Raw genomic sequence first — 14809 nt, 5'->3', positions numbered from 1 at the left:
TTTTTAGGCTGAACCGCTCACCAAGGATAGGCGCCACGGATAAATTCGATGTCGGTCCCGGACAACCTGGAGTTGAAGCCGGCGGAGAAGCCATCGGTGGTCCAGGACAGCGGAATGGGATACATCATGATGGAAGAACTGTCCGTGTCCGTTCCGGTGACCTGCGCTGTGTTGTACTTGCTGAAGATATTGTGCTCGATGGTCTGCTCATCCCAGTTGTTCGGTGGGCCGGACAGATCGGCGATGACAGCCGCGCGGTTCCACTGGATCGGCCGTTGGGGATTCTGGTGCTCATGGATCAGCCCGATGGCGTGGCCGAACTCGTGAAGTACCACCTCATCGACTTCGTCGTCGGTCGATTCAGGCGTCAGCCAGCCGAAGTTCATGGTCGGCTCGCCGGTGGCGATGTGCTGGGCCTGCGTCCCGAGGTAGGACCAGGATCCGTCACCTTGCAGGAAGGCGACCCGGATATCGCTCGGGCCATCTGCGGCCTCCAAAAATTTCAGATTCGCGACGTCCGGACCGGTCCATTTACGTGCCGACGCCAACACGCGCTGCTGCAGATCAGCGTCACCCTCGAGGAAGCCGACAGTGAGTTGGGTGGCGTTCCACTTTGTGTCATTCAGTAGCGCGGCCTTGGTATTGCCGGTGGGCGGCCGGACTGTCCGTATGGTGCAAAAATGATTCCGGTTAGTTCCGGTTCCCTGGTTCTGTTCCACGAGTTTCTCCTGCCGGCGGCCGTATCAATCTATGGCGCCTTGCCCCGCTTATTGCCGGGCAGAACGTTTACCCGGTATAGCTCGTGAAGTGTTACTGGAGCATTACCATCTGTTGCGTTGCGACCCCGGCTTACCTGTGAACTTGCTGAAAATCATTGACTCCTTTGCTTCATGTGAGGATCGTCGAGTCAAAGGTTGGTATCGGGGGATTGCCGGCGATCGACAGTGGGGGGCTTATGTCTTCGGCCGCAGTAAGCACAGGAAAAACGTCCAGGGAATACAGTCTGTCTCTGCTGCAATGCTGGCGCCTGAGCCGCGACGACGAGGTGGTTTCCGTGGCCTTGCGCCAGCAAAGGCTTATCGCCGCCGTGGCCATAGCCGGACCGGCACCGCGGAATTATCTGAGCGGGTTGCTGTGGCCGGACAGCCCCGAACTCCGGTCTTCCGAGAACCTTCGGGTCAGCGTCCATTACGTCACCCGCGACCTTCCGGGACTGCTGGATGTTGACGGCCGGACTCTGGGGCTTGGGCCGCGGGTTCGGGTTGATCTCCATGACTTGTGGCACGAACTTTCACACCCGGAACCGGAAGCTAACGCCATGGCCTTTTCTCGCGTCAAACAGTGGGCAGAGCTATTGCCGGGCTGGTACGACGAGTGGGTAACCCAGGAACAGCGGCGGCTGCTGCAGATGCGGGTGTCCTATCTGGAAAGGCTTGCGGCGTGGTTTCTTGAGGTGGGCAAGCCTCCTAAAGCACTGGAGGCGGCTGCGTCCACCCTGAGTCTTGAACCCGTGAATGAGATCGCTTTGATGCAGTTGGTCAGGGCCCATTTGGCCCTCGGAAACCGGGGTTCTGCCCTGCGTGCACTGGATGAATTCGAGGAGACGCTGTACCGGGAATTCGGAGTCAGTCCCTCTATTCAGATCTCCGGTCTGATCGATTCCATCCGATGGGCTTAGTGCAGGGTTGACCACGGAAACTGTCGCTTTGTTCCATGGAGTTAGAAGACCGGTAGCGGGATAGTCGGTACAGCGGTAAGGAAGCTAGTAATGGACACTACGGAACAGTTTTGCCAACCTTTCGTCTCAATACAGAAGCCGGGGCTGGCGGATGTGGAAGAGCGGCATACGGTCTGGGGGACGCTGATCAGCGACAGCCTTGTGGTCTGCCGGGACAGTTCGTGGACCCAAGATGTGGACCGGGACTGGGAAGTGCTTCTGGCCACCGACCCCCGTAACGGCAGCGCCGCAGTGGAGCGGATCAAGATGGATGAAATCGACATCCTCGGGCACGACGGCGCAGGCAGCGCGTCCATTGCAATGATCAGGCTGGCCCACGCACCCCGGTATCCCGTGCGCACGCACGTCAACCTGGACGATATCGACGAGGACGTCTTCACCCAGGGACTCGGCGACAACTGGGATGTCTGTGCCGCCTTGCAGGCCGCCGGTGCGTTGCCGTCCGAACCACAGGACGGGCCGGTGGGCCAAGTATTGGGTCCGGTGGCGGATTGGGAAGCCGCGGAGGAAAAGCCCCGGATCAAGAGATACGATCCCGCCGCGGATCAGCCCTCCGGGCGGACCAGAACCTTTGCGCTGAGTGCGCGGGATGCGGAGAAGCCGGCAGAGGAACCGGAACCGCCGAGCCGGATCCTGCTCTGTTTCTTCAAGAGATGCGGGTAGCCCGCCATGCGTCGCCTCCACCTTCCCACAAGCGTCTCACCGGCTCTGGATGTGGTGGTGCTAACCCTGCTGTATGTGCTGGACCTGCTGATTTCCTGGGACCCCGCGACCAGTCCGCCGGGCGTGGGCACGTATGCTGTCCCGCTGCTGGGCATGGCAGTGTATTTGCCGTTGTTGTGGCGGCGCCAGCACCCGCTGCTGATGTTGCTCTTGACCGTGTCGGCCAGCGTCGTTTTTGCTATTCTTATGCCGCCCACCGTCCTGATGCTGGGTGCATTCCTGGGCCTCTTCAGCGTGGCGCGGCATTGCCGACTGCGTCCCTCGTATACGGGCTTCGCGTTGGCAATGGTCTTGGTAGTGGTCAATGTGGTGGCGCAACTGGACTACATGCCTGCCGGAGAGCCGGGGCAGATCATTCTGGTGGGTGGCCTTCTGGGTACCATGATGGCCATTGCCTCGTTCGCCGCCGGCCGCTGGGCACGCAGCGCTGCCCGGCAACGCCTGCTGACGGCCCAGCTGGCAGCAGCAGATGAACGCAGCCGCATTGCACGGGAGCTGCATGATGTGGTGGCCCACGCCGTGAGCTTGATGGTGCTGCAGGCAGCCGGCGCCGAAAAGATGTTGGACAGCAATCCGGAACGGGCCCGCGCTGCGTTGGGGAGCGTTAATCAACTCGGGACTCAGGCGATCACCGAGCTGCGCCGGATGCTCGGTCTGCTGGTGCCGGCGGGGCCTTCCGAGCCAGCAGATTCCCTGATGCCGGCTGAAGCCGCCCCGCCAAGACGGCTGGTTGATGTTGGCGGACTCGTCGAAGAGCTTCGGGAAACGGGGCGGGAAGTGCTGCTGGAAGTAGTCGGCGACCCCGTTCCGCTCGAAGCAGGTGTGGATTTTTCCGCGTACCGGATAGCCCAGGAAGCACTGACCAATGCGGCAAAATACGCGGATGCCATCCGCCCCGTTATGGTGCAGATAACCTGGCAGCAGGACGAGGTCCGTCTATCGGTCCGCTCCCAGGGTGCCGGTCCCGCAACCCCGCAGACCCTGTCCACCGGACACGGCCTGCTCGGAATGCAGGAACGCGCCAGAGCTGCTTCCGGCAGCCTTGCGGCAGGCCCTACACCGGATGGCGGCTTCCTCGTGTCGGCTGCATTTCCGACCGCCGCGCCTACCAATACCGGCACCGCCGACCGGCACAGCAGATTCCGCCGGCTGCATCTGGGTAGGGCCTGATGACCCAAACTGCCGGCGACGGGATCCGCGTTCTCTTGGCCGATGACGAGGCCTTGGTCCGCGCCGGGCTGACAATGCTGTTGGAGTCTGAACCGGACGTCACCGTGGTTGGGGAAGCGCAGGACGGTGAAGCCGCCGTCGACATGGCACGTAACCTGCAGCCTGACGTGGTGGTCATGGATATCCGCATGCCGGTGATGAGCGGCGTGGAGGCCACGGAAATTCTCACCTCTGACGATTTCCTGAACGGTGTGGAGAATGTGCCTTCCGTGCTCGTCTTGACCACATTCGGCGATGACGAGGCCGTCCGGGCCGCACTGCGCTCCGGTGCGTCCGGCTTCATTCTCAAGAGCTCGGCTCCCAAAGGCCTCGGCGACGCCGTACGCTCGCTGGCTGGAGGGGCCGGTTGGCTGGATCCTGCCGTTACACGGGGCCTGCTGGTCGATTTCGCCGGCCGGCCCGATGCCCGGCTGCCTACCACAAAGGAGATGGAGCGGTTGACCGCCCGTGAACGTGAAGTGCTCGCCGTCGCAGCACACGGATTGAATAATGCGCAGATTGCGGCTCACTTGTTCCTCAGCGAAGCGACCGTCAAGACGCATCTGCACAGGTCTTCCTCAAACTCGGCATCACGGACCGTGCCCAGGCAGTTGCCGCCGCTTATAAGTGCGGTCTCGTGAAGTCAGAGGACAAGCTGTAAGACCATTCCGTCCAGGCTGCCTGCTGCCTAACTGGCCGTCACGGCCTACACCGCTGGTGGTATGCCACTTTTGCATCACCCGGAGGACGCTGCGTTGCCCCTGCTGGGCGCATTCTGATTCCGAACCTGAACAAAGGTTGGGAGAGGAACAGGACATGCTCGGCACAGATACGGCTACTGGTCGCAAGGTAAACGCGGACTCGGCCAGCGGGAATGCAGTACGTGTGGATATATTCCTCTGGGCTGCAACGTTGTGCGCTGACCGGAGCTGCGATCCTTCACCGGCGTTGCTCCACGATAAGTATGCGGAGAAGGTACGGTTCTGCGACGGATTCGGGCATCTCGAGGCAGCGCAGGCCGAGAACCCGGACGAGACCTCTGTTTACCTGCCCTGGTACTGGCAGGTTTCGGAAGCCTGCACGCTGGATGCCTTGGCCACGGGTTACCGCACTGAACTGGAACGGGCCCAGGGGGAGACGGGTTCGGAGAGCCGATTGCTGGCCCTGGCGGTCGAACTGCGCGACCGGGTTGCAGCAGACCTGCGGACGGCGCAGCGGAACTACTGCAGCTACTTGGCGGAGGCTTTGAACTGGTGGCTGGGCAAACTCAACGGGCTGGTCAGCCACTTTGCCGAAGAGCAGTCTGCGTCCATGTCTGAAATCAGTCAATGAACGCCACCTTCGAAAGGTACTCCTGGTACATCCGCACAGCATCCTCCAACGGAAGGTGACCGAATCTTAAGGCAGTCTGCAACCCTTCCAACTCGATGTTGCAGGCTTCAGCAGCCGTTATTTGCGCGGCCACGTTATTGGAATTGGCCAGACCGGTGGCCACTGCGGATGCTACCGAAAGCAGCGCAGCCAGAACGCAGATGACTTGCCAGACGACGGAGGGGTCCGGAAGTGAGAACAGCCGGGCCACCGCCGCGGTGAAGCCTTCCTGACCAAAGCCCGGACCAGCGGTCAGGGCAGCAACCAGGGCGCTTCCAACAACGCTGGTTATGGTTAATCTGGTCCGGCGGGGACGGGCACGCCGCAGGTACGTCTTGATGTCACGGCGCCGTTTGTCAATCTCGCGGAATAAGTTATCGCGGGTTCCTGACGTATTCATGTCCCATCCTTGCCCAGCACCTACCGGGACACCGGACGCGGCATCCGCAGCAGACCGCTGCTTGGCCCCAAGCTATAAACGACCTGTTACTCGGCCGTTACCCAGAAGCCTGTCTTGCCGACCTTGCAGGACCGGATCTCCTGCACCCGAAGTCAGCAGATGGACGGTGATTTCATTGGCGCGTAGCGTGGAGACTATGAGCGAGATCCGTGTCAACGGTGTGTCCCTCTACTACGAAGAACACGGCGACGGCGTTCCCATCCTCTGCATCCACGGAACCGGCAGCTCGGCGAAGGTCTGGGGCGAGGCGACGGCGCAGCTTGCCAAGCGTGGACGGACGATCATCTACGACCGGCGAGGCTGCACCCGCAGCGAGCGGCCGGAACCGTACTCGATGACCTCGGTGGGGGAGCATACCGAGGACGCTGCGGCGCTGCTGCAGGCTCTCAAGGCGACCCCCGCCGTCGTTATTGGACGCAGTTACGGCGGCGAGATCGCCGTTGACCTCGTACAGCGCTATCCCGGACTGGTCCGGGCCCTGGTCCTGCTGGAACCGGCGATCGTGACGATGACGGCGGAAGCACATGCGTGGGAAGGCGCCCTGGAGGCGAACGTCGCCGCGGCTGCCGCGGTCGGGGGACCGGAAGCCGGAGCGGATTGTTTCTACCGGGAAATCCTCGGCGACGGGGGCTGGGCACAGTTGCCCGAAACCTGGCGGCGCATGGTGCTCGATAACGCGCCCGCTATCATGGCCGAGCTGAAAGGCGGATCCTCCCGGCCGGACCAGGAGCAGCTTGTCCGCGTGCGAAAGCCCGTGCTGATTGTTTCCGGTGCTGCGTCGCCGCCGGTCTTCCGCGCAGTCGACAACGTGCTGGCCGACCTGATTCCCGGTTCTCGGCACGAAGTCGTGGAAGGCGGGCACCTCATCGATCCGGCTTCCGCGGAGGTGCTGGCGTTTCTCGACGAGCAGCTGGCCTGACGGGAACGGTGTATTAGTCGCGGTGGCCGTGGTCCGCCTCGAACGCGCGGAAGACGTCCCGGGTGGTGGTGCCTTCGAGCGCAAACTCGTCCCGCAGATATCCGGCCAGTTCCCTCAGCGAGGTTTCCAGGACCTCGGCGGTGAGGTTGACATCCTTGCTGGGAGAGCGCTGTCCTGCCGCGGAAAGGTCCAGTGCGTAGGTGAGGGAAACGGCTAGAGAGACATCAGGGGACATGTCCCGAAAGTAGTACGTCTCCGTGGTCTGGCTGAGGTCGATGCGGGCTTGGGAAATGCTGTCCGATACCGATTCCAGCGCGCTGCAGGCCACTGAAGGTTCCAATTGGCATAGTTTGTCCACGTACCCGCTCTTGCTCATCGAGGACAGCTTTAGCGCCAGTGCACGGCGGCGTGAAAGGGCAGGGTAGATCTGCATGAACCACGAAACCGCTGCGGTGAGCAGGCCGAATCCCGTGACTGCTTGAAAGGTAGAGGCCCAGCGGATCCAGTTGTCGATAGGAACGACGTCGCCGTAGCCGAGCGTGGACAGCGTCATGACCGAGACGTACAGCGCCTCCGCGGCGTTGGAGTACCTGGTTTCATCCAGTCCCGGCGAATAGGAGAACCCGTCCGGAAAGTGCGGGTAGTAGATCAACGCCCATCCCACGGCCTGCAACACGGTCCAGGTGAGGATCACGGAGACGATGGCCAACGGGCCGGCGTACTTCCGGATGCCGCCCGTGCCCCCGAAGGCCTTCCACATTCCGTTGACCACGAAGTGACTCAAATGGCCGCGTCCGGTAGGCCGGAGCAGGGTATGGAAAATGTCGTTCAGCCCGGCAACAATCAGAACGACGCCCAGCAGGGTGAAGAGCCACATCATCCTTACTGTCTAGCACGCCGGCCTTGCGCGTGGGGCAGAACGGCGGATCGGGCGTCCTTCCATTGGGCGGACATCTCGCCCCAGGGGCTTACCGCCAGGAGAAGCGGGCGATATCCGCGGCGCCGATCAGACCCGCCTTCGGTCCAAGCGCCGCCAACTCGATGGGTGCTGCGGGACGGAATCCGCCGCCGGTGAGATTGCGTCCGAACGCGCGGCGGGTCGGTTCCAGCAGCAGTTCGCCCGCTTCGGAGAGTCCGCCACCGATCACGAACATCCCGGGGTCCAGGGCCGCCGCCAAGTTGGCCAGGCCCAGGCCGAGCCACTCACCGATGTCCTCGATCAACTGGATGCTTGCCGGATCGCCCTCGCGGGCCAGGGAGGTGACGACGGCGCCCGTGATGTCCTCCGCGCGACCATCGACTGCGCGGAGCCACTCCTGGGCAACTGGGGAGTTTGCCCGTGCGAGCTCGCGTGCCTCGCGGCCCAGGGCGTTGCCGGAGGCATATTGTTCCCAGCAGCCGCGGTTACCGCATTCGCACCGGTGGCCGTGCGGGACGATGACCTGGTGGCCGAACTCGCCGGCCACGCCCCAGTTGCCCCGCTCGAGCCGGCCGTCGATGACGATCGAACCGCCGATGCCGGTTCCCAGCGTGATGCACACCAACCGGCTCTGGCCGGTTCCCGCGCCGAAGCGGCATTCCGCCCAGGCCGCGGCGTCGGCGTCGTTGGCCAGCGAAACCCTGCGGTGCAGCAGCTTTTCAAGGTTGGTACGCACCGGCTCGTTGCGCCAGGCCAGATGCGGGCTGAACAGGACGGTGCTTCCGCTGCGGTCCATCCAGCCGGCGGCGCCGATGCCGACCGACAGGATGCGGTGGTTGGCGGACAAAGAGCGGACAAGCGAGACGATGACCTGTTCCACTTCGCGTGGATCGTGGCCCGGGGTGGCTCGGATTTCCTCGGCGAGGATGCGGCCGTCAGCGTCGACGACGCCGGCAGCTACCTTGGTGCCACCGATGTCGATCCCGATGGACAGCCCGCGGCGGGTCAGCCGGCTGGGCAGCCGGAGCTGGGGGCGTGCACGAGGAACCCGGCCATTGCGCAGGGCCCCGGCATGGACTCTGAGGATACGCGGGCGGTCCGGATCAGCTCTCATCTGTTTCATATTAGGGGCACTTCTGCCAGCTGGCCGTGACCGGCGGCCCCTGTGACGTGGATGGGTTGACCTGATGAACCTGGTGGGGCGGCATCTCGCCGATGCCGCCCCGTCAGCTTGTACCCGATGTCGACCGGGTCCTATCGCTTTACCAAGGAGGCGGTCAACGCCGCATCGGCATCTTTCAGGACATTGGCGGCGACCTCAAGACCTTCGATCCGGCCAAGAGAGACATCCTCATGCTCGATGTTCACGAGCATTTCCGGATCGACTTCGTAAAGTGCCCGCAGGAACTCCGTCCAATAGGCAGTGTCATGCCCCTTGCCCAACGCCACAAAGTCCCATGCGGATTCCTTCGGCCATTCGTTGGCCCGTTCGTCGCCGCCCAGATTCGTGCGCTCCTCCGCGGGCGAGAGGCGCCGGAACCGGTTATCGAGAACCCCGTAGAGGGCGGCTGTCTCCGCATTTACCCGAACATCCTTGGCAGCGGCCTGCACCACCAGGGGACCAAGATGACGGACCACGGCGACCGGGTCCATCTGCTGCCAGAAAAGATGGGACGCGTCGAGTTCGACGCCGATATGTGTCGCCTTGGTCAGTTCCAGCAGCTTATATACGTCAAGTTCCGTGTGCAGCATTCCGATGCACGACTTGCTGGGGAGATGGTCGGGCGCCAGACCATGTTTGGCGGCAGCGTACGTGCTGGGCTGGGTGGGCTGATTCTGTTCGCTTCGGGTCCAGCGCTAGCTCTACCTGACGCGAGTTTTGTGCTTCATGTAAGTATGTCAGTACAAATGTTTGACAGGACATTTTGACTCGTGCAAAGTAGTTGGTGTGGTTCGGCTCACAGCCTGCCAGCAGGCGGCCGCGAGGGCACGCCCCGAAACAGAAAGGCCGAGGATCTTAAGTGGCTCACGATTTGCTTACCATGGGACGGATCAGCGTCGACATATATCCGAATGAAATCGGGGTCGGGCTGGCAGACGTCAGTACGTTCGGGAAGTACCTGGGCGGTTCTCCGTCCAACGTCGCCGTAGCCGCCGCGCGGCACGGCCGCCGCAGTGCCATCATCACGCGTACGGGTGAAGATCCGTTCGGCGAGTACCTGCACCGCGAGCTGTACAAGTTCGGTGTGGATGACAGCTTCATCACCGCGGTTCCGGGCCTCCAGACCCCGGCGACGTTCTGCGCCATCATGCCGCCGGAAGATTTTCCGCTCTACTTCTACGGCCGTTTCCCCACCGCTCCGGACCTGCAGATCGCGGCCAGCGAGCTGGACCTGGACGCCATCCGCGAGGCCGGCATCTTCTGGTCTACTGTCACCGGTCTGTGCCAGGAGCCCAGCCGCTCTGCTCATCTGGCCGCCCACGAAGCGCGGCGCCGCGAGGACCTGCAGGCCGGCCAGTTCACGGTTCTTGACCTGGACTACCGCCCGATGTTCTGGGCCTCCGAAGAGGAAGCCCGCGAGCAGGTTGCCCGCATCCTGCCGCACGTGAGCGTGGCCATCGGCAACGACAAGGAATGCGCCGTCGCAGTGGGCGAAGGTACTCCCGACGAGCAAGCGGACCGGCTGCTTGAGGCCGGCGTGGAGATTGCTGTGGTCAAGCTTGGGCCGGAGGGCGTGATGGCAAAGACCCGGACCGAACGCGTGGTCTCCGCCCCGGTCCCGGTCAAGACCGTGAACGGTCTCGGCGCCGGCGATGCCTTCGGCGGTGCCTTCTGCCACGGACTGCTGGCGGGCTGGCCGCTCGAGGCGGTCCTGGACTATGCGAACGCCTCAGGTGCTCTGGTGGCTTCCCGACTCTCCTGTGCGGACGCGATGCCGACGCCGGACGAGGTCAATTCGCTGCTGGCCGAACGCGGGCGCAACGTTCCGGCTCCCGTGGAGGCAGTCCGATGAGCGAGTTTGACGACAACCCGCGCCGCTACGAGCACCTCTCGCGGATCCGGCTGGAAGATCCGGACGCTGTGGCACGGGCGGCAGCCGTACGCCGGCCGCACCCGGGACTCAAATTGGGCGAGCAGAACTTTATCGTAGCCGCGGATCATCCCGCCCGCGGCGCTCTCGCTGTCGGCGAAAATGCCACGGCAATGGCGGACCGGCGCGATCTGCTGGACCGAATGAAGGAGGCGCTGGCCAACCCGGCAGTAGACGGTGTACTTGCCAGCCCCGACATTATGGACGACCTGCTGCTGCTCGGTGCGCTGGACGGCAAGCTGCTCTTCGGTTCAATGAACCGCGGCGGCCTGGCTGGGTACGTCAACGAGATGGACGACCGGTTCACCGGTCACACCGCCGCCGCTCTGGAGACCCTCGGCGCTACCGGCGGCAAAATGCTCACCCGGATCTGCCTGGGCGACCCGGCTACTGTTGCGACGCTGGAATCCACGGCCAAGGCCATCGACAGCCTGGCAGAACGCCGGCTGGTCGCCATGGTGGAGCCCTTCATCTCGGTGTGGGACAACGGCCGGGTCCGCAACGACCTCAGCACCGACGCCGTCATCAAATCGATCGCCATCGCCTCCGGCCTCGGTGCCACCAGCGCCTACACCTGGATGAAGCTGCCTGTGGTTCAAGACATGGAGCGCGTCATGGCGGCCACCACCATGCCCACAGTGCTGCTGGGCGGGGATCCGTCCGGCACGGCCGAGGAGATCTATTCGAGTTGGGGCGCTGCGCTGCGGCTGCCCGGCGTGCAAGGCCTGACCGTTGGCCGCACGTTGTTGTACCCGAAGCAGGGCAGCGTTCAGGAGGCAGTGGCCACCGCCGCATCGCTGCTGAATACCCGTACCGAACAGGAGATCGCCAGCTGATGGCAACCCGTAGAATGACCGTGGCCCAGGCGGTCGTAGAGTTCCTGGGCAAGCAGTACACCGTCGATAACGTCGGGGGAGCGGAGTACCGCGAGCGGCTGATCCCGGGCATGTTCGGCATCTTCGGCCACGGTAACGTTGCCGGGGTCGGCCAGGCCCTGAAACAGTGGCAGGTCCAGGATCCGACTCTCATGCCGTACTACCAGGGCCGAAACGAGCAGGCCCAGGTACACCAGTCGGTGGGTTACGCCCGGCACATGCGGCGCCGCGCCACTTTCGCGATCTCCAGCTCGATCGGTCCGGGTTCCTCGAACCTGCTGACCGGTGCTGCCCTGGCCACCACCAACCGCCTGCCCGTGCTGCTGCTGCCCTCGGATACCTTCGCCACCCGGGCGGCGGACCCGGTGCTGCAGCAGCTGGAGCGCCCGGACGCCTACGACATCACGGTTAATGATGCCTTCCGCCCGCTGTCCAAGTACTTCGACCGCGTCACCCGCCCGGAGCAGTTGTTCTCAGCCTTCCATCACGGGCTTCGCGTCCTGACGGACCCGGCCGAAACCGGTACCGTGACCATCTCGCTGCCGCAGGACGTGCAGGCCGAGGTGCTGGATGTGCCGGAGGAATTCCTCGCCGAGCGGGAGTGGCGAATCCGCCGCCCCGAGCCGGAAGAGGGTGACATCCGCCGTGCCGCCCAGCTGATCCGCGCGGCCAAGCGCCCGCTGATCATCGCCGGTGGCGGCGTGCTGTACTCCTTCGCAAACGAGCAGCTCGCCCGGTTGGCCGAGCTGACCGGCATCCCGGTGGCCTACACGCAGGCCGGCGTGGGAGTACTCCCATGGGACGCCCCATACTGCCTCGGCGCTGTGGGTTCCACAGGTACGACAGCAGCCAACGCCCTGGCTCGCGAAGCGGACTTGATCATCGGTATCGGCACCCGTTACGAGGACTTCACCACCGCCTCGCGCACTGCGTTCCAGAACCCGGACGTGCAGTTCGTCAACATCAATGTGGCGCCGATCGACGCCTACAAGCAGGGCACCAGCCTGCCGATCGTCGCCGACGCCCGCAAGAGCCTGGTCAAGCTGGTGGAAAGTCTGTCCGGATACCGGGTGGCCGGCGACCTGGAGCAGCAGGTGGCGGTGGAGAAGGACCGCTGGAACAAGACGGTGGACGAGGCGTTCGACACCCGGCACACCCCGCTGCCAAGCCAGAACGAGATCATCGGCGCCGTCAACCGCACCATGGACGCCCGCGACGTGGTCATCTGCGCGGCCGGCTCGCTGCCTGGCGACCTGCACAAGATGTGGCGCGTACGGGACCCGTTCGGCTACCACGTGGAATACGCCTACTCCTGCATGGGCTACGAGATTCCCGGCGGCTTGGGGGTGAAGCGAGCGGCCATCGACGAGGCCGACCGCGCCGCGGAGGGGTCGGCAGACGCCGAACCGCGCGACGTCGTCGTTATGGTGGGTGACGGCTCTTACCTGATGATGCACACCGAGCTGGTGACGGCAGTGGCCGAGGGGATCAAGCTCATCACGGTGCTGATCCAGAACCACGGCTACGCCTCCATCGGCGCGCTGTCCGAATCGCTCGGCTCGCAGCGGTTCGGCACCAAGTACCGCACGCTGGACAAGAAACACCACACATTCGACGACGGCGAAAAGCTGCCGATCGACCTGGCTACCAATGCCGAATCGCTCGGCGTGCGGGTGATCCGGGTTGAGCCCGGAGAGAACGTCATCGCGGACCTGGAATCGGCGGTCGCCAAGGCCAAGGCCGAGCCGGAAGGGTCCGGTCCCGTGCTGATCCATGTGGAATCCGATCCGCTGATCGACGCGCCGGACTCCGAGTCCTGGTGGGACGTGCCGGTGGCCTCCGTCTCCGAGCTGGACTCCACCCAAAACGCCTACAAGACCTATGCGGACCACAAGGCCCAACAGAAGCCCCTGATCTAGTAATTTTCCACTGCAACACCGAGGAGCAATCATGACCACCACCATCACGCACTTCATCAACGGAGCGGAGACCGCCGGCGAGGGCGACCGCACCCAGCCCGTCTACAACCCCGCCACCGGCGAGACCACTGCCGAACTGCGCCTGGCCAACCGTGCGGACATCGATGCCGTCGTCGCTTCGGCCAAGGCCGCCTCGGAGATCTGGGCCGAAACCTCGCTGTCGAAGCGCACCGCAGTCCTGTTCAAGTTCCGTGAACTGCTGGCCGCCAACGTGCAGGAACTGGCCGAGATCGTCACGAGCGAGCATGGCAAGGTTGTCTCGGACGCTGCCGGCGAAGTGGGCCGCGGCCTCGAGGTCGTCGAGTATGCCTGCGGCGCCTCGCAGTCGCTCAAGGGCGAATACTCTGACCAGGTCTCCGGCGGGATCGACGTCTTCTCCTTCCGCCAGCCACTCGGCGTGGTCGCCGGCATCACTCCGTTCAACTTCCCGGTGATGGTCCCGCTGTGGATGGCGCCGGTCGCCATCGTCACTGGCAATGCCTTTATCCTCAAGCCGTCCGAGCGCGACCCTTCCGCCAGCCTGTTCATGGCCCGCCTATGGAAGGAAGCCGGACTGCCTGACGGCGTCTTCAACGTCCTCCAGGGCGATAAAGAAGCCGTTGACGGTCTGCTGACCCACCCCGATGTGGACGGCATTTCCTTTGTCGGCTCCACCCCGATCGCCAAGTATGTGCACGAGACTGCCACCAAGCACGGCAAGCGCGTGCAGGCACTCGGCGGCGCGAAGAACCACGCGGTGGTCATGCCGGATGCGGATATGGACCTCGCCGCAGACCACATCAACGCCGCTGCCTTCGGCTCGGCAGGCCAGCGCTGCATGGCCATCTCGGTTGCCGTTGCCGTCGGCGATGCTGCGGAAGGACTGGTAGCCAAGCTTAAGGAACGCGCCGAGGCTGTCAAGGTGGCCAACGGTTTGGAGCCGGACGCGGACATGGGCCCGGTCATCACCCCGCAATCCAAGTCCCGTCTACAGAAGATCGTCGGCGAGGCTCAGGACGACGGCGCAGCGCTGGTCGTGGACGGCCGCGAACTGATGGTCAAGGATCACGAGAACGGTTTCTTCGTCGGCCCGACCGTCATCGACCACGTCCGCCGCGAGATGAGTGCCTACCGGGAGGAAATCTTCGGACCAGTCCTAGCCGTGGTGCGCGTGGCCAACATGGAAGAGGCTCTCGAAGTCATCAACTCCAACCCCTACGGCAACGGAACGGCCATTTTTACGTCCTCCGGAGCCTACGCCCGCGCCTTCACCCGCGGCGTCACCGTGGGCATGGTCGGCGTCAATATCCCGCTGCCGGTGCCGGTGGCCTGGCACTCGTTCGGCGGTTGGAAGGACTCGCTGTTCGGCGATCACCACATTTACGGCCCCGACGGCGTGCGCTTCTACACCCGCGGCAAGGTTGTTACCCAGCGCTGGCCCGAACCGAAGCAGGCCTCCAACGCGTCCTTCGCGTTCCCGTCCAACTGACGCGCGTCCATCCGGCCCGCCGACTAACCCCGCCAAGTACAAGGCTGAAAGGACTA

14 protein-coding genes and 1 pseudogene are annotated in these 14809 nt (G+C 63.9%); 10 read left to right on the top strand and 5 right to left on the bottom strand.

The genetic code is table 11. The annotated features are described in order from the left end of the window. Positions 1-17: 17 nt before the first annotated feature. Positions 18-719 carry a M12 family metallopeptidase gene (locus HGO92_RS12375; RefSeq protein ID WP_169995188.1) on the bottom strand — a complete coding sequence of 234 codons (702 nt, stop codon included), beginning with the start codon at positions 717-719 and terminating at the stop codon, positions 18-20. A 209-nt stretch (positions 720-928) separates the two neighbouring features. On the opposite strand from HGO92_RS12375, the gene HGO92_RS12370 reads away from it, so the two are divergent. From HGO92_RS12370 to HGO92_RS12350, 5 genes are all read left to right on the top strand, one after another. Beyond that, positions 929-1678 (top strand): AfsR/SARP family transcriptional regulator, encoded by a 750-nt coding sequence (locus tag HGO92_RS12370; RefSeq protein ID WP_169995186.1) that lies wholly within the window; start codon positions 929-931, stop codon positions 1676-1678. Positions 1679-1768: 90 nt separating this feature from the next. Then, the gene (locus HGO92_RS12365) at positions 1769-2401 is read left to right on the top strand and encodes a hypothetical protein (RefSeq protein ID WP_169995184.1); all 633 of its coding nucleotides are present in this window, start codon (positions 1769-1771) and stop codon (positions 2399-2401) included. 6 nt (positions 2402-2407) lie between these two features. Next, entirely contained in the window at positions 2408-3631 is a 1224-nt protein-coding gene (locus tag HGO92_RS12360) for a sensor histidine kinase (RefSeq protein WP_169995182.1), read from the top strand. Continuing rightward, entirely contained in the window at positions 3631-4311 is a 681-nt protein-coding gene (locus HGO92_RS12355) for a response regulator transcription factor (protein WP_346768944.1), read from the top strand. Before HGO92_RS12360 ends, HGO92_RS12355 begins: the two co-directional genes overlap by 1 nt. 175 nt (positions 4312-4486) lie before the next feature. Next, on the top strand, positions 4487-5002 hold the full coding sequence (locus tag HGO92_RS12350; RefSeq protein ID WP_169995180.1) for a hypothetical protein: 516 nt from the start codon (positions 4487-4489) through the stop codon (positions 5000-5002). On the opposite strand, the gene HGO92_RS12345 is transcribed toward HGO92_RS12350, so the two are convergent. After that, on the bottom strand, positions 4992-5441 hold the full coding sequence (locus HGO92_RS12345; protein ID WP_169995178.1) for a hypothetical protein: 450 nt from the start codon (positions 5439-5441) through the stop codon (positions 4992-4994). The two genes, HGO92_RS12350 and HGO92_RS12345, sit on opposite strands and share 11 nt — an antisense overlap. 196 nt (positions 5442-5637) lie before the next feature. Here HGO92_RS12345 and HGO92_RS12340 point away from each other — a divergent pair, with 196 nt between their 5' ends. Then, a complete protein-coding gene (locus HGO92_RS12340; RefSeq protein WP_169995176.1) occupies positions 5638-6420 on the top strand; it encodes an alpha/beta fold hydrolase in 783 nt (260 codons plus the stop codon). Between the two features lie 13 nt (positions 6421-6433). Here the strand turns inward: HGO92_RS12340 and HGO92_RS12335 are convergent, their stop codons facing one another. The 3 genes and pseudogenes from HGO92_RS12335 to HGO92_RS12325 all read right to left on the bottom strand — a co-directional run. Then, entirely contained in the window at positions 6434-7300 is an 867-nt protein-coding gene (locus HGO92_RS12335) for a potassium channel family protein (RefSeq protein ID WP_169995174.1), read from the bottom strand. An 88-nt stretch (positions 7301-7388) separates the two neighbouring features. Continuing rightward, positions 7389-8453: an ROK family glucokinase gene (locus HGO92_RS12330; RefSeq protein WP_169995172.1), complete on the bottom strand. Its 1065-nt coding sequence runs from the start codon at positions 8451-8453 to the stop codon at positions 7389-7391. 140 nt (positions 8454-8593) lie between these two features. Then, positions 8594-9073, bottom strand: a pseudogene (locus tag HGO92_RS12325) (IolE/MocC family protein); the annotation flags it as partial. 287 nt (positions 9074-9360) lie between these two features. On the opposite strand from HGO92_RS12325, the gene iolC reads away from it, so the two are divergent. From iolC to HGO92_RS12305, 4 genes are read left to right on the top strand one after another with little or no spacing between them, the layout of a single operon-like run. Continuing rightward, on the top strand, positions 9361-10353 hold the full coding sequence (gene iolC, locus HGO92_RS12320; protein ID WP_169995170.1) for a 5-dehydro-2-deoxygluconokinase: 993 nt from the start codon (positions 9361-9363) through the stop codon (positions 10351-10353). Then, complete coding sequence (locus HGO92_RS12315; protein WP_169995168.1) at positions 10350-11267, top strand: Cgl0159 family (beta/alpha)8-fold protein; 918 nt, start codon at positions 10350-10352, stop codon at positions 11265-11267. The genes iolC and HGO92_RS12315 overlap by 4 nt, the downstream gene beginning before the upstream one ends. A 14-nt stretch (positions 11268-11281) precedes the next feature. After that, positions 11282-13225 carry a 3D-(3,5/4)-trihydroxycyclohexane-1,2-dione acylhydrolase (decyclizing) gene (gene iolD / locus HGO92_RS12310; RefSeq protein WP_169995297.1) on the top strand — a complete coding sequence of 648 codons (1944 nt, stop codon included), beginning with the start codon at positions 11282-11284 and terminating at the stop codon, positions 13223-13225. Positions 13226-13256: 31 nt separating this feature from the next. Next, complete coding sequence (locus HGO92_RS12305) at positions 13257-14753, top strand: CoA-acylating methylmalonate-semialdehyde dehydrogenase (protein WP_169995166.1); 1497 nt, start codon at positions 13257-13259, stop codon at positions 14751-14753. Positions 14754-14809: the final 56 nt, after the last annotated feature.

It is taken from the genome of Crystallibacter degradans, assembly GCF_012952295.1.
Lineage (GTDB): Bacteria > Actinomycetota > Actinomycetes > Actinomycetales > Micrococcaceae > Crystallibacter > Crystallibacter degradans.
Note: the sequence above shows the minus strand (reverse complement) of the source record. Positions and strands in the feature narration are given on the sequence as shown.

Excerpts from the sequence above, each read along its gene's own strand:
- HGO92_RS12365 (WP_169995184.1), top strand. The coding sequence starts at position 1,769 with ATGGACACTACGGAACAGTTTTGCCAACCTTTCGTCTCAATACAGAAG.
- HGO92_RS12360 (WP_169995182.1), top strand. The coding sequence starts at position 2,408 with ATGCGTCGCCTCCACCTTCCCACAAGCGTCTCACCGGCTCTGGATGTG.
- HGO92_RS12355 (WP_346768944.1), top strand. The coding sequence starts at position 3,631 with ATGACCCAAACTGCCGGCGACGGGATCCGCGTTCTCTTGGCCGATGAC.
- HGO92_RS12350 (WP_169995180.1), top strand. The coding sequence starts at position 4,487 with ATGCTCGGCACAGATACGGCTACTGGTCGCAAGGTAAACGCGGACTCG.
- HGO92_RS12345 (WP_169995178.1), bottom strand. The coding sequence starts at position 5,441 with ATGAATACGTCAGGAACCCGCGATAACTTATTCCGCGAGATTGACAAA.
- HGO92_RS12340 (WP_169995176.1), top strand. The coding sequence starts at position 5,638 with ATGAGCGAGATCCGTGTCAACGGTGTGTCCCTCTACTACGAAGAACAC.
- HGO92_RS12335 (WP_169995174.1), bottom strand. The coding sequence starts at position 7,300 with ATGATGTGGCTCTTCACCCTGCTGGGCGTCGTTCTGATTGTTGCCGGG.
- HGO92_RS12330 (WP_169995172.1), bottom strand. The coding sequence starts at position 8,453 with ATGAGAGCTGATCCGGACCGCCCGCGTATCCTCAGAGTCCATGCCGGG.
- HGO92_RS12315 (WP_169995168.1), top strand. The coding sequence starts at position 10,350 with ATGAGCGAGTTTGACGACAACCCGCGCCGCTACGAGCACCTCTCGCGG.
- iolD (WP_169995297.1), top strand. The coding sequence starts at position 11,282 with ATGACCGTGGCCCAGGCGGTCGTAGAGTTCCTGGGCAAGCAGTACACC.
- HGO92_RS12305 (WP_169995166.1), top strand. The coding sequence starts at position 13,257 with ATGACCACCACCATCACGCACTTCATCAACGGAGCGGAGACCGCCGGC.